The organism is Corynebacterium jeikeium, from assembly GCF_028609885.1.
Taxonomy (GTDB): domain Bacteria; phylum Actinomycetota; class Actinomycetes; order Mycobacteriales; family Mycobacteriaceae; genus Corynebacterium; species Corynebacterium jeikeium.
In genome coordinates, this window is record NZ_CP063195.1 from 191,396 (window position 1) to 212,858 (window position 21,463).

16 protein-coding genes and 1 pseudogene are annotated in these 21,463 nt (G+C 62.8%); 6 read left to right on the top strand and 11 right to left on the bottom strand.

Annotated features, from left to right (window positions below; translation table 11 throughout):
- Window positions 1-59: 59 nt before the first annotated feature.
- Window positions 60-1,289: an acetyl-CoA C-acetyltransferase gene (locus CJEIK_RS00815; protein WP_005297187.1), complete on the bottom strand. Its 1,230-nt coding sequence runs from the start codon at window positions 1,287-1,289 to the stop codon at window positions 60-62.
- A gap of 187 nt (window positions 1,290-1,476) precedes the next feature.
- The gene (locus CJEIK_RS00820; protein WP_005297185.1) at window positions 1,477-2,301 is read right to left on the bottom strand and encodes a class I SAM-dependent methyltransferase; all 825 of its coding nucleotides are present in this window, start codon (window positions 2,299-2,301) and stop codon (window positions 1,477-1,479) included.
- Between the two features lie 94 nt (window positions 2,302-2,395).
- On the opposite strand from CJEIK_RS00820, the gene CJEIK_RS00825 reads away from it, so the two are divergent.
- A complete protein-coding gene (locus CJEIK_RS00825; protein ID WP_034965551.1) occupies window positions 2,396-3,556 on the top strand; it encodes a glycosyltransferase family 4 protein in 1,161 nt (386 codons plus the stop codon).
- Here the strand turns inward: CJEIK_RS00825 and CJEIK_RS00830 are convergent.
- Both CJEIK_RS00830 and pgfA read right to left on the bottom strand, forming a co-directional pair.
- Entirely contained in the window at window positions 3,553-5,334 is a 1,782-nt protein-coding gene (locus tag CJEIK_RS00830; protein ID WP_115597300.1) for an MmpA family trehalose lipid delivery protein, read from the bottom strand. The two genes, CJEIK_RS00825 and CJEIK_RS00830, sit on opposite strands and share 4 nt — an antisense overlap.
- A 40-nt stretch (window positions 5,335-5,374) precedes the next feature.
- Entirely contained in the window at window positions 5,375-6,655 is a 1,281-nt protein-coding gene (gene pgfA, locus CJEIK_RS00835) for a cell envelope lipid trafficking protein PgfA (protein WP_005297177.1), read from the bottom strand.
- A gap of 190 nt (window positions 6,656-6,845) precedes the next feature.
- On the opposite strand from pgfA, the pseudogene CJEIK_RS00840 reads away from it, so the two are divergent.
- Window positions 6,846-8,069, top strand: a pseudogene (locus CJEIK_RS00840) (acyltransferase family protein); the annotation flags it as partial.
- Here the strand turns inward: CJEIK_RS00840 and CJEIK_RS11400 are convergent.
- The 3 genes from CJEIK_RS11400 to CJEIK_RS00855 form a co-directional block, all read right to left on the bottom strand.
- On the bottom strand, window positions 7,970-11,569 hold the full coding sequence (locus tag CJEIK_RS11400; RefSeq protein ID WP_011272897.1) for a DUF3367 domain-containing protein: 3,600 nt from the start codon (window positions 11,567-11,569) through the stop codon (window positions 7,970-7,972). The pseudogene CJEIK_RS00840 and the gene CJEIK_RS11400 overlap by 100 nt on opposite strands.
- Window positions 11,570-11,583: 14 nt before the next feature.
- Window positions 11,584-11,790, bottom strand: coding sequence for a DUF2613 domain-containing protein (locus CJEIK_RS00850; protein WP_005297166.1), 207 nt, complete (start codon window positions 11,788-11,790; stop codon window positions 11,584-11,586).
- Window positions 11,791-11,888: 98 nt separating this feature from the next.
- Entirely contained in the window at window positions 11,889-12,428 is a 540-nt protein-coding gene (locus CJEIK_RS00855) for a universal stress protein (RefSeq protein WP_005297164.1), read from the bottom strand.
- 70 nt (window positions 12,429-12,498) lie between these two features.
- On the opposite strand from CJEIK_RS00855, the gene CJEIK_RS00860 reads away from it, so the two are divergent.
- Entirely contained in the window at window positions 12,499-13,704 is a 1,206-nt protein-coding gene (locus CJEIK_RS00860; protein ID WP_034965453.1) for a glycoside hydrolase family 3 N-terminal domain-containing protein, read from the top strand.
- Window positions 13,705-13,746: 42 nt separating this feature from the next.
- Window positions 13,747-15,468: a VanW family protein gene (locus tag CJEIK_RS00865; RefSeq protein ID WP_005297160.1), complete on the top strand. Its 1,722-nt coding sequence runs from the start codon at window positions 13,747-13,749 to the stop codon at window positions 15,466-15,468.
- 311 nt (window positions 15,469-15,779) lie between these two features.
- Here CJEIK_RS00865 and CJEIK_RS00870 read toward each other — a convergent pair whose 3' ends face one another.
- Entirely contained in the window at window positions 15,780-16,097 is a 318-nt protein-coding gene (locus CJEIK_RS00870; RefSeq protein WP_005297158.1) for a hypothetical protein, read from the bottom strand.
- A 47-nt stretch (window positions 16,098-16,144) separates the two neighbouring features.
- Window positions 16,145-16,519, bottom strand: a complete 375-nt coding sequence (locus tag CJEIK_RS00875) for a hypothetical protein (RefSeq protein ID WP_005297155.1) — start codon at window positions 16,517-16,519, stop codon at window positions 16,145-16,147.
- A 507-nt stretch (window positions 16,520-17,026) separates the two neighbouring features.
- On the opposite strand from CJEIK_RS00875, the gene CJEIK_RS00880 reads away from it, so the two are divergent.
- Window positions 17,027-18,388, top strand: coding sequence for a UDP-glucose dehydrogenase family protein (locus CJEIK_RS00880; RefSeq protein ID WP_005297154.1), 1,362 nt, complete (start codon window positions 17,027-17,029; stop codon window positions 18,386-18,388).
- Between the two features lie 50 nt (window positions 18,389-18,438).
- Entirely contained in the window at window positions 18,439-19,005 is a 567-nt protein-coding gene (gene dcd / locus CJEIK_RS00885; protein WP_005297152.1) for a dCTP deaminase, read from the top strand.
- A 60-nt stretch (window positions 19,006-19,065) separates the two neighbouring features.
- Here dcd and CJEIK_RS00890 read toward each other — a convergent pair whose 3' ends face one another.
- Window positions 19,066-20,310, bottom strand: coding sequence for a pyridoxal phosphate-dependent aminotransferase (locus CJEIK_RS00890; RefSeq protein ID WP_172544888.1), 1,245 nt, complete (start codon window positions 20,308-20,310; stop codon window positions 19,066-19,068).
- A gap of 95 nt (window positions 20,311-20,405) precedes the next feature.
- Window positions 20,406-21,203 (bottom strand): hypothetical protein, encoded by a 798-nt coding sequence (locus CJEIK_RS00895; protein WP_005297148.1) that lies wholly within the window; start codon window positions 21,201-21,203, stop codon window positions 20,406-20,408.
- Between the last annotated feature and the right edge of the window lie 260 nt (window positions 21,204-21,463).

Below are 21,463 nucleotides of genomic sequence, written 5' to 3' on the forward strand. Positions count from 1 at the left end.
CGGGAGGTTGTCAGAGGAAAATTGAGTGTTTCTTGTGTTTTGGTCTGCGGGAAGGTCGGTTAGACGCGCTCGATGATCGTGGCCACACCCATGCCGGCTGCGACACAGAGGGTGATCAGGGCGTAGCGGCCGCCGGTGCGGTGCAGCTCGTCGACGGCGGTGCCGGTGATGATCGCGCCGGTTGCACCCAGCGGGTGGCCCATGGCGATGGCGCCACCGGAGACGTTGAGCTTCTCGTCCGGGATGTCCAGCTCGCGCTGTGCACGCAGGACGACGGAGGAGAATGCCTCGTTGATCTCCCAGATGTCGATGTCCTCGGGCTTCAGGCCAGCCTTGGCCAGGGCGGCGCGGGAGGCCGGAGCCGGGGCGGTCAGCATGATGGTCGGCTCCACACCGGAGGTGGCGACGGAGACAACGCGGGCGCGCGGGGTCAGGTCGAAGTCCTTACCGGCCTGCTCGGAACCGATGGCCAGCAGGGCTGCGCCGTCGACAATGCCGGAGGAGTTACCTGCGTGGTGCAGGTGGTTGATGCGCTCCAGCTGCGGGTACTTGGTCTGCGCGACAGCGTCGAAGCCACCCTGGTCGCCGATCATGGCGAAGGCGGGCTTCAGGCCGGACAGGCCCTCGACGGTGGTGCCAGGGCGGATGGTCTCGTCGCGGTCCAGCAGGGTGATCCCGTTCTGGTCCTTCACCGGAACGACGGTGCGGTCGAAGCGGCCCTCTTCCCATGCCTTGGATGCGCGCTCGTGGGAGCGGGCAGCGAAAGCGTCGAGGTCCTCGCGGGACAGGCCGTCCAGGCTGGCGATGATGTCAGCGGAGATGCCCTGCGGGATGAAGTCGTTGTAGAAGTTGGAGGCGGGATCCATCGCCAGGGCGCCGCCGTCGGAGCCCATCGGGACGCGGGACATGGACTCCACGCCGCCGACGAAGACCAGGTCGTCCCAGCCGGAGCGGATCTTCTGCGCGCCCAGGTTCACGGCGGTCAGGCCGGAGGCGCAGTAGCGGTTCACCTGGAGGCCGGTAGCGGTGTACGGCAGGCCGGCGTTCAGCGCGGCGGTGCGGGCGATGTCCATGCCCTGGTCGCCGACGGGGGTGACACAGCCAGCGATGACGTCGCTGATGCGGTTGGGGTCGATGCCCGGGTTGCGCTCGATGATCGATTCGATCAGGCCGGAGAGCAGGTCGACGGGCTTGGCGGTGTGTAGGGAACCGCCCGGCTTGCCCTTTCCACGGGGGGTGCGGACGGCGTCGTAAATGAATGCCTCAGGGGCGCCAGTGTTACTGGTCATGTCAGTCCTATTTCCTATCGTTCTCGACAGTGATCCGATAGTGCAGTGATTCCTTTAGGTCAGGGACTTAGCAGGGCACGGCACTAGACTTGTGTCTCACGCCACACTACCCGTTCTTCTAGGAAATAGTTGTACTCTTATGTCTTTTTCTTCCCCTATAAGGTGCCCCCGCTAGGTTGAGGTTGGCCTAGCGTTTCTGAAACACCAGCACCAGGTTGGAAACCGCAAACTCGCGGAGCCCCGGTACACGTACCATCCACCATGCCCACCAGGGGTGATAGCGCGGGAACGCGGCCACCAGCTCAGCGCTTTCGTCGTGTACCTTGCGCGCATACTCCAGGCCTTCGGCGGCGGAGACGTCAAACAGGCTCTCGCCCCAGCGGTTTTTCGGTGGCTTGCCCATCTTCTTTTCATAGCGCCGGGCGGCAAACTCCCCGCCCACGTAGTGCTGCCACAGGCCGGTTTCGTGTCCGCCGAACGGACCCAGCCACACCGTATAGCTGTAGATCATCACTCCGCCTGGCTTCGTCACCCGCAGCATCTCATCGGCCATTCGCCACGGATCCGGTACGTGCTCTGCGACATTGGAAGAGTAGGTGATGTCGAAGGCGTCACTTAGAAAAGGTAGGTCCAGCCCCGAACCCCGCACCGAGGTCTGCAGCTTGATGCCCGCGGCGGCCATCTCGCCGACGTCTGGTTCGCAGGTGTAATAATCCGCGCCGGCTTTGTCGAAGGCCACTCCGAAATAACCCGGGCCGCCGCCGACGTCCAGGATCTTTGCGCCGCGCAGGGGCTCGACCTGACTATCCCCGCGACTATCTCCGCACACGCCCGCGTAAATGTCACGGATCAGCCCGACGGTGTCCTCCGCCAAGTGGCCGTAGAAAATATCGGGCCGGGTCTGCTCATACTTGAAGTCGCTTAGCAGGCCGAAGGAACGGCGCAGGGTGGCGCGGCGGCGGAAAACGCTTAGCGTCTGGCGCTGGCGGGCGGGGTGGTTGTTCAGGTTCATCGAGTGTCTATCTTTTCAGGTTGCGCCGACTCTTTGCATGGATTCACCAAACCCGGCGAAGTCGCAGGCGGTGGCGACTAACATAGTGTCCATCATGAAAGTACTGCTTCTCTGCTGGCGCGACACAAACCACCCCGAAGGTGGCGGCAGCGAACGTTACTTAGAGCGCGTGGGGGAGTACCTGGTCAACCAGGGCCACCAGGTGGTGTTCCGCACCGCCCACTATCCCGGCTCCAAACGTTCGCAGCAGGTCGGGCCTAACTTCCGCTTCTCTCGCGGTGGCCGGAACCTGTCGGTCTACCCCCGCGCGCTGGTGGCGATTCTGGCCGCCCGCCGGGGGCGCGGGTCGCTGGCGGATATTGGCCGCCCGGATGTTGTGGTGGACACGCAAAACGGCGTGCCCTTCTTCGCCTCCCTGGTCAGCGGCGCGCCCACTGTCGTCTTGACTCACCACTGCCACCGCGAGCAGTGGTCCGTCGCCGGCCCGATCCTCTCCCGCATCGGTTGGCTGATCGAGTCCACCATCTCGCCGTGGATTCATCGTCGTCGCCGCTGGGTTACCGTTTCCGCCCCCTCCGCCGAGGAGCTGGTGGAGCTTGGCGTGCCGCGCGGCAACATCGAGATCATTCGTAACGGTATCGATCCGGTTGCTCCTTCTTTGATTCCGGACGCCCCCAGCCCCAACTCCGACGATGCCAACGAGGAGCAGACGATTCACCTGGTGGCGCTTTCCCGGTTGGTCCCCCACAAGCAAATCGAGCACGCACTGGACGCGCTGGCCGCCGTGGCACGCACTCATCCGAATGTGCGCCTGGATGTGATCGGCGACGGATGGTGGGCAGACCGCCTGCGGGACTATGCCCGCGAGCTGGGAATTGAGCCGCTGGTGGTGTTCCACGGCTTCGTGTCCGAGGAATTGAAGCACCGTATCCTCAACCGCGCCTCTGTGCACGTGATGCCCTCCCGCAAGGAGGGCTGGGGCCTGGCCGTGATTGAGGCGGGACAGCACGGGGTGCCGACGGTTGGCTACGAGTCCTCTGCCGGGCTGCGCGATTCCGTTATTGACGGGGAGACCGGCCTGCTGTGCTCTTCCCCCGGCGGGCTGATGAACGCGGTCGAATACCTGTTGGATAACCCGGAGAAACGCCGGGAGATGGGGCGGGCTGCAAAGCGTCGAGCTGAGGAGTTTTCCTGGGACGCGACCGGTGCAGCATGGGAGAAACTGCTGCGCCAAGAAGTGGCGAGGGGGCGTTAGCCCTTCACCGGCAGCGGCCGGTTGAGGCCGTTCGTCTGCAGCCGGCGGGTGACGCGCCACAGCCACGCACACAGGCCCCACATCATGAGCATCCAGTAGAACGTCATGCCCACGAATAATGGCGCACGATCCTGGACCGGCGAGCGCGGCAGGGTGGGGCTCTGCACCCGGTAGAGGTCGTAATTATCGACGCTCAGCACGCGTCGGATGCCCTTGGAGTTCAGTACCTGCAGCGCCTTAGTCATCGCTGCGCCGTCAGTGATGGAATACCAGTCCACCAGCACCCAACTCACGCCATTGCGCTTGAGAGTGTTCTTACCGTTCATAAGATCCGACAAGATGCCCATGCTAGCCGGGTTGCCATCCACCACCTGGCCATCGACAACCAGGAACCCTGGATCCATAGGCGAGCCCGGCAGTAGCTTCAGTCCCGGATCCACATGCGGCCGGTCGCCGCGGGTGCGGTAGTTTCCCGGCGGGAGTAGCACAATTTTGCCGTTCGGAGCGCCGGAGATAATGGTGAACATTTGGCTCCACGTTGCGGACATCTGCACCCGCTTCAGCGGTGCCATATCGGCCGGATAGGCGGGAACGGTTAGCACACATGCAACAGCCAGGCCGGCGGCCGCGGCACGCGGCGCCCACCGTGGGCGGTTGGAACCGGCAGTCTTGGCGGGAGTCTCGCAGAGGTCCCCAGTGCGGCGGTGCGGGTCCATTCGCTCCACCGCCACGGCGATCAGCAGCACAAACCCCGGAATCGCCAGGCAGACGAACTTCGAGGTATCGCGGAACATGCCCGCGCCGGGCACGTGGCTAATTGCAAAGCCCATAAGACCCACGCCCCAGCCGGTGGCCAGCAGAGGGGGCGTCACTAAGGCAAGAACAGTAAGCACCGCAACGCCGCGATAGACGCGCCATAGCTCCTTGAAGCCGAGCATCAGCACTACGCACAGGATCACGCTCACGACCACAGAAAACAGGGTGCGCGACGGCGGGACGGCCTCCGCATTCCAAATCCCCGATAGCCCCATCGTGGAAGCAAGTGGGCCCAGGAAGGTTTCGCCACGGGCGGAAAACAAGGCGGCGGACAGGGCATCCGAGCGAGTCTGTGAAGAGTTGGAGACCCAGACCGCAGGCAGCAACCACGGCAGTGCGGCGATAATGCTGGCAATGAGGTTGCGCAGACGCTCCCTATGCGAGGGCGCGAACACCAAAGCCGTGATCAGTGCCAGAATTAGGCCGGTCGGCACAAAGCCGCACAAACAGATCGCTACATACAAAAGGCCATGGGAGCGGGCGGCGGCCAGGAAAGCGACCGCAGGTAGCAGCATTCCCGCAGTGGCGACGGTCCACTGCCCCTGTAAAAAACGCTCAATGACGAACGGATTCCACACCACAAATAGCGCCGCGACAAGCTGTGCGGAAAGCCGGCCGCCCGCCATGTCCCGCACCATCGCGGCGGCGAAATAGCAGCCCATCAGGCAGGAAACCAGGACGAGTGTACTGGCCAGGAGGGTAGCGGAGACGGTGGGGGAGAACAACGTCAGCACCGCATCCTGCGGCAGGGCGCGTGGGGCGCCTTCATTGATGCCTAGGTTGTTGGAATTCTCCGGCAGGGAATCCGGCACGAACATGTCCCGCAGCAGGAACGCCTTCGAGGAATCCGGGCGCAGGCCCAACCAGAACGGCCACAAAGTGACGATAGAGATAAGGAAAGACCACCCCAGCGCGATCCGGCGATCGCGCGTGGCGGTGGTCTTCAGAGGCTGCGGTTTCACAGCCAATAGTCTAGTGGCTTAGTGGAAATAATTTCGGGAATTACTTAGCTGCCAGACGTGCGGAGCGGTGAGCGATCCATCCGACGACCAGCAGGATCAGGCCAACCACGCCCAGGATCCACGGCAGGATGGTGCCCATCAGCTTCATCTTCTCCAGGCCCTCGCTGGACTTCTTCATCTGCGCTTCGCGGGACTCGTCATCCCATGCGCCTGGGAAGTAGACGGCGGTGCGGGTCGGGTTCTTGATCTCCTCTTCCTTGTTCTCGAGGATCTGCTGTGCCTCTTCATCGTCCTGTGCGTAGTACTGGAAGACTTCCTCGGAACCGTTGACGATCACGCCGGTATCCGGCTGCACGCGCAGCACGCGGTGGACGGTGTAGTAGCGGGACAGCTCCACCTCGGGGCCGAGGTCCTCCTTGTCGCTGTCCTTGCCCTCTTCGCCTTCCTTCTTCTCTTCGGCCTTCTCGTCCTTCTTCTCGTCCTGCGCGCCGTCCTTCTTCTTGATGTCGGCCGGGTCGATGCCCCAGACCTTCGCCGGGAACTTCAGACGCAGTGCGGCAAGGGTGCCCTTGTCGCCCTTGGACAGCTCACCGTCGGCCTCCAGGCGCTCGCGCAGAGCCGGGTACAGCTCGGTCGGGGGAACAGTCTGCTCGAAGCGGTAGACCTTTTCGCCGTCCTGCTCTTCCTCACCGACGTAGTCGATCGGCTGGGTCTTCAGGATCTGCATGTCGAAGTAGTCGTAGGACTTACGATCCGTGCCCATCGGGAACTGGTAGGTGATGCCGGGGCGGGTGAACGGAGCGACGGAAGCCTCTACCTCTTCGTCCTTACCCTCGTTGGCGGCTGCATCCAGCGCCGGGGCGTTCAGCTCAATCGAGGAAGTCGGATCCGGCACAGGCATCTGAGTCTTGCGATCCAGGGTGACGTGGTCGATCGACGCGCTGATCAGGTTCTTCGGTTCTTCCTTGTCCGTACGGAACAGAGTTTGGCCGGCCTCCAGCGTGACGACTTCCTTGTCCGAAGGCTCCTGTGCAGTGGTGAAGCGCTGGGACTGCATCTCCAGGTCCTTATTGATGAAGCAGCTCACCTGCGGGTTGTCGCCCTTGCACTCGGGCTTGTCCTTGTTGTTACCCACCGGCTTGCCGGCAGCTAGCGCACCGGAATCCAACAGGTTACCGGGGGTCTTCGGGGTGCCGGTGGTGGAAACCAGGTCTAGTGGCAGCACCTTGCCCTTGGGGACAACATAGGTGGGCAGAGCGATGGCAAAGACTAGCATCGCTACGCCGAGCACAATCGCTACGGAGGAAAGGATTCTCTTCATAGGAGGGGGTTCCTGACTCTATCTGTTGAAATCTGTCGACATCCGTCGAAATTTATCCGGTGACTACATTCAGCCTTTAAAGCTTCCAATACTTTAGCCAATCAAAACTAGATACTTCGTAGATTTAGAATATTTCTTGAGAAAAATCGTCGGGGGTGTTTTCTCGTACCGGTCGGTTAAGCTGATCCCGATGAGCACGAAAAAAGTCACAGCCCGCCCCGCGCCCTTTCTGCCTGCGCTGGAGGGGCTGCGCGCGATTGCCTGTTCCGGCATTATCATCACCCACGTTGCGTTCCAGACCGGCGCGGATACCGGCAACCTGCTGAACCGCATGATGGCACGGACGGACTTCTTCGTGCCCGTGTTCTTCGCCCTCTCCGGCTTCCTACTGTGGCGCCGCCACCGGGCGGACTTTGCGATTTCGACCTCGCATGAAAACCTGCTGACCCTCGCGGGCTACTACGTCAAGCGCCTGGGGCGAATCTTCCCCGCCTACCTGGTCACCGTCGCAGTCGTACTGCTGTTTTTCCCGGTTGCGGGATCGCCGACAGCATGGCAGATGTTTTCAAACGTCATCATGATGCAGATCTACGTCGACGGCGGGCTGATCGGCGGGTTGACCCACCTGTGGAGCCTGTGCGTAGAGATGGCTTTCTACCTGGTGCTGCCTGTGATTGCGGTGGCGTGGGGGCGTCGCGAAAGAAAATGGCGCATCGTATGGATCGTTGTAGTGGCGGCGGCGAGCTTTGGCTGGGCCTTTATACCTGCGTTCGCCGAGCCGCCGGCGCCGGGTGGATTGAACCCGCACATCATGCCACCTGCGTTTATCGCTTGGTTCGGGGTGGGGCTGCTCGGCGCGGAGCTGGAGTCTATCGTGCAGGACCGTGCCTATGCGCGTACGGGTAAGGACGGAGCCGAAGGTATTGACGCCCGGTACCAGCTGCCGGAGGTGCGATTTGTAGCGAAGTTTCGCTGGGTGTTCTGGTTGCTGGCCATCGGCGCGCTGGCGGTTGCAGCTTCGGATGGGCCGGAAGGCCTGACGCACGCGACGCCGGCGGAGTTTGCCCGCCGGACGCTGTATGGCCTGGTGTTTTCCGCCGCACTGATCGTTCCTTACACGCTGGCACCGCGGTCGCGGTTCTTGGAGTCGGCACCGATGCAGGCGCTGGGCCGCTGGTCGTATGCGATCTTCCTGTGGCACATGTCGCTGCTTTCGCTGGTGTTCCCACTGCTAGGCATGCCGCTGTTCAGTGGGCAGACCGCCCTGGTGCTGTTGGCAACGTTCGTGCTTAGCGTGCCGGTGGCCGCGCTGAGCTACTCGTTGGTGGAGGAGCCCGCGCGCCGGGCTATTAACTCCTGGTGGCGCTCGGTGCGGGATGCCAAAACGGAGACCACTACGGCCAGCAGCACGACGGCGAGCGCGCCGTTCACCACGAATCCACCCGCGTAGTAGTTTCCGCTGCCCCAGGCGCCGCGGATGCAGAGCAGCAGCGCCAGGAAGGCGGCCGCCCCGGTGATGGCTTTGCCCACCAGGATTACGCGGCGGAAGCGCTTGCTCCGTAGGGCGTGCTTCGTGGGCTGGGTTTTGTTTGCTGCCCCTGCCACAGCTTCCATCCGTTCCGGCAGCCCCGGCATCCGGCGGGTTCGCTGCACCACGAAGATGCACAGACCCACTAGGACCAGCGCCGCCAGCAGGCCGATTGCTAGCCATGCGCGGTACAGTTTCGTGCCCTCGAAGTGGATCGTGACCAGCCCGGCTTTGCCCTCCGGGACGATCCATCCCTGCTGCCAGCCATTCACCGTGATCGGCGTGAGTTGTGTGGTTTCGCCGTCTTCTTCCAGCGTGGCGATACGTCCGGGGTTCGCTTGCGAGGGGCTGAACAGTACGCGCTTCTTATCCGAGGGCTCCAAGCGGGCGGACTGTTCGCCAGGAGCCAGCTGTTCCCGTGGGCGGGCCTGCTCCAGCGGCTGCGCCGCCGGGGTATCCCGCACCGCCGCGCCGAACAGCGGCTCGGCAACGGAGAGCGCCACCCAGCGCGCCGTGGTGGAAAGCACGTGCTTGCCGGCGGGCAGGTTCAGAGTGTCGCCGCAGGAGTAGTCCTTGCCGTCGATGGTCACGGGGACCTGGTCATCGCCAGCACATTCGGAGGTGTGCACCACGACCGGCAGCTCGCCCGCGCCGTTGCCGATTGCTTCCGGCACTTCGAAGGCGCGCAGCATGACGGACTCGTTGATTTCCTGGCCGAACACCCACCGGTTCAGTGTTGCTCCCGCGCTGCCGCCATCCACCGGAGGTACCGTCGGCACGCGCTGTGGCGTGACATCCTTTTCTCCATCGGCCAGCACCTTCGCCTCGGATATGCCGAAGTCGCCGAAGGAACCCACGATCGTCACACGGATCGCATCGGCCCGCCCGGCGGGCACCTTCACCTTGTTGGTCTCGCCGGCCTTAAGAGTTGCCGACGTGCCCGACACAGTCTTGCCCTGCAGGTACGTCGTCACCTGCACGCGCGCCGGCCGACCCTGAATATCCAGGTGCAGGCCCAGCTTGTTGTATGCCTCGTCTAGGCGGAACTCAATGTACTGCCCGGCCACGTTGCCGACCGTTGGCCGCCACGCGGTCCTGTGCGAACCATCCACCGCGGAGGTCGCGGAAGAATACGTCTCCGCCCCGCCGAAGCTCGTCGGGTCCGCAGCGGTGGAGGAGACCCGTACCTCGCCGCGGCCTTCCACGCGCGTCATCTGCTCCGGCGCGAGCTCCTGCCCGTCCGCATCGCGCACGGGATAGTCGCGCACCGGGTTCAGCACCTGCACCGGGTCGTCTTCGCCACGAATTTCGCTGTCCGCGCCCACTACGTTGCCGTAGTTGTGGTCGCGCAGCGCGGGCGTGTCCGTCACCGTCTGTGCTGGTAGTTCTAGTTCTTTACCTTGTGACGCCCCTACGCGCGCCCTAGCCGGACCCTGCCTACCCAGGGCCGCGTCCGCCGCTGCCAGGCGGGGAAGGGATTCGGCGCTGGAATGGGTTACGTCGAGGCGCTCGGCGTCAATAATCTGCAGGTCACCCGCAGTGCCCACAGTGCCCACAGTGCTCCCGGTGCCCCCAGCGTCAGGAGCAACAGGATCCACCCGATAGATCTGCACCTGCTCGTCGTCGCCGAAGGCGGCGGCCTTGCTGAAGCCTCCGGAGCGTTCGAGAGTGCGCTCGATCCGCTTGGCGCCGGGGGTGTCGGCGGCGGTGGTCAGGTCGAAACGCAGTGCGAGGTAGCCCACTCCCTGCTGCCACAATGCGGCGGAGAGGGAGGGGATGGCGGTGCCTGCTTCCAGTTCCCGCTGCACGCCGTCGAGACCGCGAATGGCCTCAGGCTGTACAAGTGGTACGGAGTCGCGCACGACCCACGGCACGTCCAACAGGGGCTGGGCGGGTTCGTCGCGGGTGTTTCCCCAGGTCTGGCGGGCAAAGCGCGCCTTGGGGAGGATCATGGTGCGGGCGGGGGCGTGGGTCTCCCCGGCTTCTTTGGCGACTTCCGAGTTCAGCCAGTCTGCGGCCTCGGTCCAGTAGTCGGGCACGCTCCGGTAGGCATCCGCGGCGGCGATGCGCCCGGACCAGCCTGTGGCGGTGACCACTGCGACCAGTAGGCAGATGGCAATGGCCCGGGGAACCTCCGCGTTTTTCTCCGGGTGGAGCCACCGCGCCCAACGTTCGCGGCTAAGCCCCGGCCAGGGTAGGTGCGCCAGGCCGTGGGCGAGGCCCACCACCAGCGCCAACCGCACCAGGGGGTCGAACTTGTGCAGGTTGCGCAGCGGGGCGCCCGCGCCGTCCAGGAAAATCCGACCCCAGGAGGCCAGCGGAGAGATCGGGGCGGTGGCGAATACCATCGCGGCCACGCCCAGCAGCAGGATCGTCAGCCAGCAGCGCGCGAAGGGTAACTGCGGGCGGGTAAGTCCCCACAGCCCCAGGAACGCCACCAGCAGGGTGCCGGCGACGAAGACGGGCTCGCCGACCAGCTCGTAACCGCCCTGGCGCTCAGCGGAGAGGAAGGGGGTCCAGCTGGTGGTGCCGCGTAGGACCTCCGCGAGGTTCATCCAGTTGGTGGTCAGGGATGCGGACTCGATGTAGTCCGTAAACGGCGGGGAGTACTTGCCCAGCAGGAGCAGCGGGCCGATCCACCAGAACGTAGCCAGCAGTCCGGCGGGCACCCACCACAGCGCGAAGTACAGGCCCACGCGCGGACGCCGGATGCACATGCCCAGCCAGAAGATTACGGCGGGCAGGATGGCCACGGCGGTGGCGACGGCGTTCACCGCGCCCAGACACAGCACGGCCAGGGCGCTCAGTAGGGCGTATTTCGCCAGGTAGGAGCGTGTGCGGCGATTGGGCCAACTGCGGTTATCTGCACGAGAACCGGCAGCATCCCGCCCCAGCATCGCCGCACTCGCCACGGGCAGCAGCACCCACGGCACGAGCGCGCACACCCACGCCTCGGAGCTAATGGCACCGAGCGTTGTGAGGATTCGCGGGGAGAGCGCAAAGAGAATGCCCGCGATCACACGCGAGCCGCGACTGCCGATGCTCAGCCGCTGCAGCAGCAGAACCGTGCCGGCGAATGCGAGTGCCAGCAGCAAACCCCACCAGAGGCGCTGCGTGACCCAATCGGGCAAGAAGGAAAATACGGCGAAGAACAGGCCGTGCGGGAACAGGTACCCGTAAGCCTGGTTCTGCAGCTGCCCCAGTGGGAAGGTATCGGTCCAGGGGTACAGCGCCTGGCGGAGGAATCCCCAGGGGTTGGCCGTGAGGTTTAGCTTCGTATCGGCTGAGGTCAGCCCAGGGGACTGCAGAAACGCGAAAAGAAACCACGCGAGGGTGCTATACACCCAAGCGCGGCGGGAAAAGGGGCGATGCGCCGTGGTTGGCACGTGATGGTGCGCCTTTATTCGCTGATGCGACCGCCGTACTGGACGGCGCCCAGGAAGGCGTTGTCCTGGTTCACGGCGATCTGCTCGTCGGTAGGCAGTTCAGTGGTATCGGCCATTGCGCCAGCGCCGAAAGTTGCGGCGCCGCCCAGGACCAGGCCTGCAACTGCGGATGCGACCAGCGCGCCCAGGCCACGACGGTTAGAGGCGGTTTCGTTAGCCATGTTAATTCCTGTTTCTAGTGGGATTGTTGTGGTTTTAGCGTACTAGCTTCTTGTAAATCGTACCTAATGAAACGCCAGCAGACCTTCGTTTGGGAAAACTAGTCCTCTTCTTCGATCGGCGGGACGATCAATACGGGGCGACCGGCGTTCTTGATGATGCTGTCCGACACGCTGGACTGCAGGAAAGACTTCCAGCCCGATAGTGCGCGGGTGCCCGTGACAATCAGATCCACATCCAGCTCATCGGCAGCGTCAACAATGGCGCTCCAAATAGCTGTTCCGGACTCTACCAGAAAGGGTTCGGTAACAAAACCATGGGAATTGGCCAGATCCACGCCCTCATTGCAGATGTTCACAGCCTCTGCGTACGCCGGATCGTCGTCCTCCGGCTGCTCGCCGGTTTCATTGGACCAGTCGTGCTGCATCATGCCGCTCATGCCCGCCGCGCGCGCAGCCTGGCGGTGGATCGGCTCCCACACGGTCAGGATGTAGGCGTTCTTCGCGGACAGGAAGCGCCCGGCGTGCTCCACAGCGCCACGGGCTTCGGCGGAGCCATCGTAGGCGATCAGGACGGTATCGCCGTTCGCGTCGAAAGCCGGCTGGTGTGCTTGCTGGGCTTGTTCTGCCTGCTCGGTCATGTTTATCGCTCCTTGGTGGGCACTCCACGATTGGTGCACTGTTTGTTGCGTTTGTTACTACGTTAATACTATGCCCCGTAGACACGTAGCCGCTGGCGCTTTAGGTTTCGCTCTTGTTGTTGCCTCTAGCGCTTGTTCCTTATCGACGCCCACTGACCAGCCAGCCGATACCTCCACCTCCGCTGCCACTTCCGCCGCGCCCAGCTCCGAAAGCTCCGGTGCCGCCGAATCCAGCGCACCCCCAGCGGAGAACCGGCCGGTGTGTGCCCGGGTGGAGGGCAAGGCCCCTAGGGAGATGGCTGGCCGGATGCTTGCTGTGGGCGTCACAACCTACGAATCAGCAGAACAAGCCGTCGACGAAGGTGTGCGCCACCTTTTCATTGGCTCGCAGACCGACAAGTCCATTTTGAATGGGCAGGGAGACCCCGCACGTAGCCTGGCGGCGCTCGAGAAGCGCGCGGGCGAACCGCTGACGGTGAGCGTGGACGAGGAAGGCGGTCTGGTGCAGCGCCTTTCTGAGATCATTGGTGAGCTGCCGAGTGCGAAGCAGATGGCGGAAACGATGAGCCCCGAGCAGGTGCGCGACCTCATGGCCGAGCACGGCAAGAAGGTCCGCGACCTGGGAATCACCGTGGACTTCGCGCCGGTGGTGGATCTGGCCGGTGGTCAGGAGGTTTCTGACAACGCGATCGGCTCACGTTCCTTCAGCGCCGACCCGAAGGTGGCGGCGGATTACGCACGCGCTTACTCGGAGGGCTTGCAGCAGGCGGGCGTGACCCCGGTGCTGAAGCACTTCCCGGGCCACGGGCATGCCACAGGCGACTCGCACATGGGATCCGTGACCACCCCGCCGCTTGAGCAAATGCAAGCCAACGACCTGCTGCCTTTCCGTGAACTTATCGACGTTGAAGGCATGGCCGTGATGGTCGGCCATGTGGAGGTGCCGGGGTTGGGTGAGCCTTTGCCATCCTCGGTGAACCCTGCGGCCTACAAGCTGTTGCGGGAGGGCGGTTATGGCCCGAGGCATGACGCCCCAGGTTTCGACGGCGTGATTTACACCGACGACCTGACGGGCATGAAGGCCGTGACGGATCGCTACCCCGGCCCGGAGGCAGCCGTGGCGGCGCTGGCGGCTGGGGCGGACGTGGCGCTTGCCGCAGCGGGGGCAGTGGAGATCCCCGATGTAGTGGAGGCCATCCGCGTGGCGATCGACGACGGGCGGATCCCTGAGGATCAGGTGCGCGATTCTGTGAATCGTACCTGTGTAACCGAGTAAAAGAATTCCCTGATCGGGGGGATTCGCGATACACTAACCTGCGTGAATTCTCAGGATCAGACTAACCGGAGCCGCCGGCCCGTCAAGCCACGCAAGCGCCGCGGCATTCCGTGGTGGGCGTGGTTCTTCGTCGGGTTGATCGGCCTGGGGGGTCTCCTCTACGGCGTGGATCTGGCCATGAGTGAGGGCAAGGTGCCGCGCGGCGTGACCGTCGGTGGCGTGGACATCAGTGGTGTGGATAAGTCCCAGGCGGAGCAGCGCTTGCGTAATGACCTGGGCGAACGCACCCGTCAGCCAGTGACGGTCCTAGCGGGAAACATGAGCTCCACCATCGAGCCCACTAAGTCCGGCATGCAGGTGGACTGGGGTGCCACGGTGGACCAGGCGGGCCAGCAGCCACTGAACCCGATTACGCGCATCCGTTCCTTCTTCGAGACCCGCGAGGTGGGCATTATCTCGAAGATTACGGACGAGGGGCTGAACCGTTCCCTGAGCCGCGTGGAGCGGGAGCTTACCCGCGACGCGGAAAACGCCAAGTTGTCCGTCGGCGCTGACGGCAAGGCGGAAATTAAGGAAGACAAGCCGGGGCAGACCGTGGATCGGGAGCTGCTGGATACCGAGGTGCGGGAAAACTGGCTGAACACTGACGGGCGCGTGAACGTGGAGGCCACGATCACCCCGGCGGATGCGGACAAGGATGCCGCCGAGCGGGCTGCCAAGCAGTACGTGAAGCCGGCGACGGCGAAGAACCTGGTGTTCCACGGCCGCGACAAGGTCGACGGTGTGATCACTCCCCAGAACTGGCACGAGATCCTGACCTTCAAGGTGGACGGCGGCGAGTTTATGCCGGAATGGAACACGGAGAAGGCACAGGAGATCCTGGGAGAGCAGCTCTCCAGCACCGAGGTCGAGTATCGTGACGCCAGCTTCGAGTTCCACGGCGATGACATCACGGTGGTGCCTTCCAAGGATGGCGTGATCATTAAGTGGAAGGAAACGCTAGGCGACCTGCAAGCCAAGGCGTTGGATAAGAAGAAGCGCGACCACGAGGTTGTGTACGAGGACAAGAAGGCTGAGTACACCACCGAGCAGGCGAAGAAGGCTCACTTTGACGATGTAGTGGGTACCTTTACCACTGGTGGATTCAGTGGCCCTTCGGGCACCAATATTCGCCGCGTGGCGGAGATGGTGAATGGCGCGATTGTGCTGCCGGGGGAGACGTTCTCTCTGAACGGTCACACTGGGCCGCGCGGTACTGCGCAGGGCTTTGTGGAGTCCGGCATTATTATCGACGGCCACGCCGGCAAGGCGGTCGGCGGCGGTATTTCGCAGTTCGCAACCACGCTGTACAACGCCTCGTACTTCGCGGGCATGGAGGACGTGGAGCACACGCCGCACTCCTATTACATTTCCCGCTATCCGGCTGGCCGCGAGGCGACCGTGTACGAGGGCGCTATCGACCTGAAGTTCAAGAACCCCTTCGATACGCCGGTGCGCATCACGACCGAGGTGACGGGAGATTCCGTTACCGTCCAGCTGCACGGTGTGAAGCAGGTGGATGTGGAATCCATTCCGGGTGAGCGTACGAACCCGACTTCGCCTCAGAAGGTGGAGCTGAGCGGCGAGGATTGCTCGCCATCCTCCGGCGCGCCGGGATTCACCACCACCGACACTCGCGTGGTGAAGGACCTCAAGGGCAAGGAGCTTTCCCGCGAGACCCAGCGCACGGTCTACGACCCGCAGCCGATTGTGAGCTGTAAGTAGGGGATAGGCGACTGGCTCTAGCCCTGAGGCTGTGAGGCGGGGAGTGTGCATGATGGCATGCTCCCCGCTTTTGTTTGCTTAATAGGCTCTGTAGAAACGAGCAGCCTAATGCTCACTACCGATACCGGCTACATTGGCCTACCTAGTGTGTCCGACATAGTGTACGGAGAGCTGCTTGTGGTGGGCGCGAGGAACGCCTTCACACTTCACAACAGGTGTTGTGTGCATGCATGCGAAAAGGGGGCGGGAACGAAGTTTCGTTCCCGCCCCCTTTGGCTATCAAAGCCCGGAGCTTAAAGCTCTAACAGGTCTTAGTTGATGATGCCCTGGTGCTTCAGGAAGTTGCCGAAGCCGATGATGGCGCTAGCAACGGTGCCAGCAATACCAGCAGCCAGGCCGGCCCAGAGGAGGGTACCCCAAGCATTGAGCGGCTTGTCCTTGGAAGGCTTGAAGAACTGGTCGCCGGTCAGCGGATCCAGCTTCTCCAACTTGTGACCGATGTTGGAGCTGAGGGTAGGGCCACCCTTAGGGGTGTCGGTGCCGGGGGTCTCAGCGCCTGCGACAGCGGTGCCAGCCAGAGCGACGGAAGAAGCGGTAGCGAGAGCCAAAGCGGCCTTACGGATGTTCATAGAAATTCCCTTTTCCTATTCGAATGTGGACGTGTGTTGGCTTCTGCTTAGCGGTTGATGCCGTAGCGCAGGAAGTTGTAGATCGGAGCGACAACCAGGCCGAAGACGCTGATTGCGGCGGTGGTGATGAAAAGACCGTCAGCAATCTTGGCCCACATCGGGGTAGCTGCCTTGATCTCGTCGTTGTTCTTCCAGTTCTTCTTGCCGAAGAGCTGGTCGCCCGTAGCCTGCTGGTCGAGCTGCAGGCCCTTCACGATCTTGTCCTTCAGCTCAGAAGAGCCCGCAGCGCTCGGCTTGGAGGAGCCGGTGTTCTCCTTTGCCGGCGGGGTCTGGCCTTCCTCAGCAGAAGCAACGGAAACGCCAGAGATGGCGACGGTGGTAGCGGTAGCAACAGCCAGAGCTGCGTTGCGGAACTTACGCATCTGAAATGCCTTTCTGTAAGTGTGAGTGGTTCGAAGTCAAGGACTTCACTTAGGTTTCTCTTGGCTCCTTGATCGCCACTAACTCTTTTATAAGAGATTCCGGTTACGAAGCTGTTGAAACGCTGGCAAGTCCTAACAGCTAGCTACCTTAACAGGGATTTTAGGTTTGCGGTAAGTGGGGACGTACCCTCCGTGGTGATATGAGTCACTTAAGGTCGAGCCTTTGGGGGTAATTTCTGAATCCCGCATCATTTCCCCAGGTATCTACATAAAAATATGTCGATATGCACCTTTTTTGACTCGGTCGTTGCGGGGGTGAATTAAGGGGGTGTATGAGTCGCGCCTACTCGAGATTCTCAGAATCTGGGGTACTGCCTCTGGCTATCAGAGGCACAGTCTCGCCTCAGTTGATGCTCATTCGCGCCTGAGTGCAGTTAACCAAACGCTGCGCAGAAGATCACCTGAGGGTCACCTCCTGTTCACCTGTCAATTGTAAATTTGCCTGTTATGCGTATGACAGTGTTTGGAACGGGATACCTTGGCGCAACCCACGCCGCCTGCATGGCCGAAATGGGCCACGACGTGCTCGGAGTCGATGTCGACCCGCAGAAGATCCAAGCTCTTTCCGAAGGGCGCGTGCCCCTCTTCGAGCCCGGTCTGCCGGAGATCCTCACCCGCAACATCGAAGCTGGCCGTCTGCGTTTCACTACTGACTACGCCGAAGCCGCCGAGTTCGCCGACGTGCACTTCATCGGCGTGGGCACCCCGCAGCGCAAGGGCTCCTATGCCGCGGATACCACCTATGTAAATGCCGTCATCGAAACGCTCGCCCCACTGGTAAGCGGCAACCACACCATCTTCGGCAAGTCCACCGTCCCGGTGGGCACTGCGCACGAGCTGCAGCAGAAGGCTGATGAGATCGTGGCGGCGTCACCAAACGAAGCCCAAATCACCATCGCGTGGAACCCCGAGTTCCTGCGCGAAGGCCACGCGGTGAAAGACACGCTGCACCCCGACCGCATCGTCCTGGGCCTGGGCGGCGTTAGCACCAACAGTGACGACCGCACTGAGCAGCAGCGTGTAGAGGACCTCGCCCGCGAAATTTACGCCCCCGCACTCGAGGAAGGCACGCCCTTCCTGGTCATGGACCTGCCGACCGCGGAGCTGGTCAAGGTCTCCGCGAACGCCTTCCTGGCCACCAAGATCTCCTTCATCAACGCGGTCTCGGAGCTATGCGAGATCGTCGGCGCGGACGTCACCGCACTCGCCGACGCGATTGGCATGGACGACCGCATCGGGCGCAAGTTCCTCGGCGCCGGCCTGGGCTTCGGCGGCGGTTGCCTGCCGAAGGATATTCGCGCGTTCATGGCGCGCGCAGGTGAGCTCGGCGCGGACCAGGCTCTGACGTTCCTTCGTGAGGTGGACGCCATCAACATGCGCCGCCGCGAGAAGACAGTAGAGCTGGCGCGCGAGACGCTGGGCGGCTCCCTGATCGGCCGGAACGTGACGGTCCTCGGCGCGGCCTTCAAACCCAACAGTGACGACGTGCGCGATTCCCCGGCGTTGTCCGTGGCCGGTTCGCTATCGCTGAGCGGCGCAAACGTCACCGTGTACGACCCGCAGGGTATGGAGAACGCCGCGAAGATCTTCCCGACGCTGACCTACGCGCCGAACGTAGGGGAAGCCCTCGAAGGCGCGGAGATCGTGATCGTGGCAACCGAGTGGAAGCAGTTCCAAGAACTCGACCCGGTAGTCGCCCGCAAGCTGGTAGCCGGGGACAACCCCGCCGTGCTCGACGGTCGCAATTGCCTACCACGCAAGGAATGGGAAGCCGCGGGCTGGAACTTCCTGGCACTGGGTCGGGGCTAGTACACGGCTAGCTGGCTGCGCACAGCCCCACACCCGCTAGGCTATAGAGCGTGTTACTTTCAGACCGAGACATCCGCGCCGCCATCAACTCCGGCGAGCTGAAGATCGACCCCCACGACGATCAGATGGTTCAGCCATCCAGCATCGACGTGCGCCTCGACGGCCTGTTCCGCGTGTTCAATAACTCCAAGTACACGCACATCGACCCGAAGCAGCCGCAAGAGGAACTCACCACCCTGGTGGAAGTCCCTGACGACGAGGCCTTCATCCTGCACCCCGGCGAGTTCGTCCTGGGTGCCACCCTGGAATGCTTTGGCATCCCCGCCCACCTAGCGGGTCGCCTAGAAGGCAAGTCCTCCCTGGGCCGCCTGGGTCTGCTCACGCACTCCACGGCAGGGTTCATCGACCCGGGCTTCACCGGGCACATCACCCTGGAGCTTTCCAACACCGCTAACCTGCCCATCGCCCTCTACCCGGGCATGAAGATCGGCCAGCTGGCACTATTCACCATGACCAGCCCGGCGGAAGCCCCCTACGGCAGCGGCACCCTGGGGTCCAAGTACCAGGGGCAACGCGGCCCGACCCCCTCCAAGGCCTACCTGAACTTCCAGAACTAGCTGGGGCGCGAGGTGGCGTCAATAAAAAAGGCGCCCCAGAAGGGCGCCAGCCTGTAACAGCTACTGCCGGTAGCTAGCCAGGAAGTTACCCAAGCGCTCGATCGCGGCGCGCAGATCGCGGGCCCACGGCAGCGTGACCACGCGGAAGTGGTCCGGGGTCGGCCAGTTAAAGCCCGTGCCCTGCACCAGGTGAATCTTCTCAGAGCGCAGCAGATCGAACATGAACTGCTCGTCGTCGTGGATCTCGTGCACGTTCGGGTCCAGGCGCGGGAAGGCATACAGCGCACCCATCGGCTTCACGCAGCTCACGCCCGGGATCTCGTTCAGCGCCTCATAGGCTGCGTTGCGCTGCTCCAGCAGGCGCCCACCCGGTAGCACCAGATCGTCGATGGACTGGCGGCCGGAAATAGCCACCTGGATCGCATGCTGCGCCGGCACATTCGGGCACAGGCGCGTGCCCGCCAGCACATTCACACCCTCGATGAAGCCCTTTGCATGCCCCTTCGGGCCGGTAATTACCATCCAGCCGGAACGATAACCCGCCACGCGGTACGCCTTCGACAGGCCGTTGTAGGTGATGCACAGCAGGTCCGGGCACAGGGACGCGATGTTGATGTGCTTCGCATCGTCGTACAGGATCTTGTCGTAAATCTCGTCGGCCAGGATCAGCAGGGAGTGCTCGCGGGCGACGTCGACGATCTGCTGCAGGATCTCGCGGGAGTACACCGCGCCTGTCGGGTTATTCGGGTTAATGACCACGATGGCCTTGGTGCGCTCCGTGACCTTCGCCTTGATGTCCTCGATGGAGGGCATCCAGTCGTTCTCCTCGTCGCACAGGTAGTGCACGGGGCGACCGCCGGACAGTGACGTGGAGGCAGTCCACAGCGGGTAATCCGGGGAGGGGATCAGCACCTCGTCGCCGTCGTTGAGCAGCGCCTGCATCGTCATGGTGATCAGCTCGGATACACCGTTGCCGAGGTAGACATCTTCGACGTCGAACTGAGGGAAGCCGGGGATAACCTCGTAGCGGGAGACGATCGCGCGGCGGGCGCTGATGATGCCCTTCGACGTGGAGTAGCCCTGCGCCGTCGGCAGCGCGGCGATCATGTCCCGCATGATCACATCCGGCGCCTCGAAGCCGAACACCGCGGGGTTGCCCGTGTTGAGCTTCAGGATGCGGTGCCCGTCGGCCTCCATCCGCTCCGCCTCGGTGTTCACCGGGCCGCGAATTTCGTAGAGGACGTTTTGCAGCTTCGTCGATTGATCCAGCGTGCGCAGTTCGCTTGGGCGTTTGGGGGTACTCATTCTCCCCATTGTGCCATTGTGGCTGCTATTTTTATAGTTTTTCTTATTGACGCCCCCTCGCGGTCCAGTCAGCCGAGGTGTGGCTGTCGGGTGGGCTAGTTGTTGCGCGGGGCGGGGTTGTCCTCGGGCTCCGTGGCGCCATTGCCAGCACCGTTGCCGGGGCCATTGCCGTTACCGTTTCCGTTGTTGCCGGTGCCGGGGGAGGGGTTGCCGCCGGCGTCTCCACCGATGCCGCCGGGTCGAGGGGTGCCTCGATTTGGCGAGCTGGGGCGGGGTTCGTTTTCACGCGGTGGGCGAGAAGGCTTCTTGCTGCTAGAGGGTTCCGAGCTTTCGGATTCGCTGGGGGTTTCCTCCGCCGTCTGCACGGGCTGCTGGGGCGCGTAATAATCCTGGTAGCTGCCTCCGTAGCCGGAACCGGCGTCCGGTGTCGGCTTCGATTCGTCGTCATCGTACTTACCGGTAGTGGTGGGCTTCGGGTACGAGGGCTTCAGCTGTTCGGTGTTGCTGGAGCTTCCGGGGGCGCCGGTTTCCGTGGAGCGCATGGTGGTGAAAGCGCCGATGGCGACGATGATGGTGGCGATCAGACCGAGAGTGAGCACCCAGGCCCAGAAAGGCATGATCCCAAAGAACTTCCGGAGGCCGGACTTTGGCTCTTCATCTTCCTCTTGTCCGTCTTTCTCAACGTCGGCTGAATTATCGGCCGAGGTATCCGGGTTTGTCGGGGCTTCTGGGTTGGCAGCTGCGCCACCTGTAGCGGCGCCACCAGCGTTCGTGTCGGCGCCGTTAAGGTCAGAATCGCTGACAGCCTTCATCACGGAGGTTTCTTCAGCGTCGCTGACAGACTTCCTCGAGTTGAGGGGGTTGTTCTTGTCGTTCGAATCAGCGTCAGTCATGGAAACCTACCTCTATCTGTGGGCGTGAGGCTTGTGCGAGCGGGCTCTTTCTATGAGATTTCATTCTAGAATATTGCGCGCCACGGGTACATTCCCAGCCCCGGGATTGACTGGCGGGCGAATGTCCTAAATCTTCCACTCTGTTTATATAACTATTTCTTTTGTGCAGGTCAGGACGTTTTGACGATGTCGTCATTTCAGTGGAAAACGTCAAAAGTGGAAGATTTGGGACATCACGTTGGCGGCGAAAGCAAAAGCGG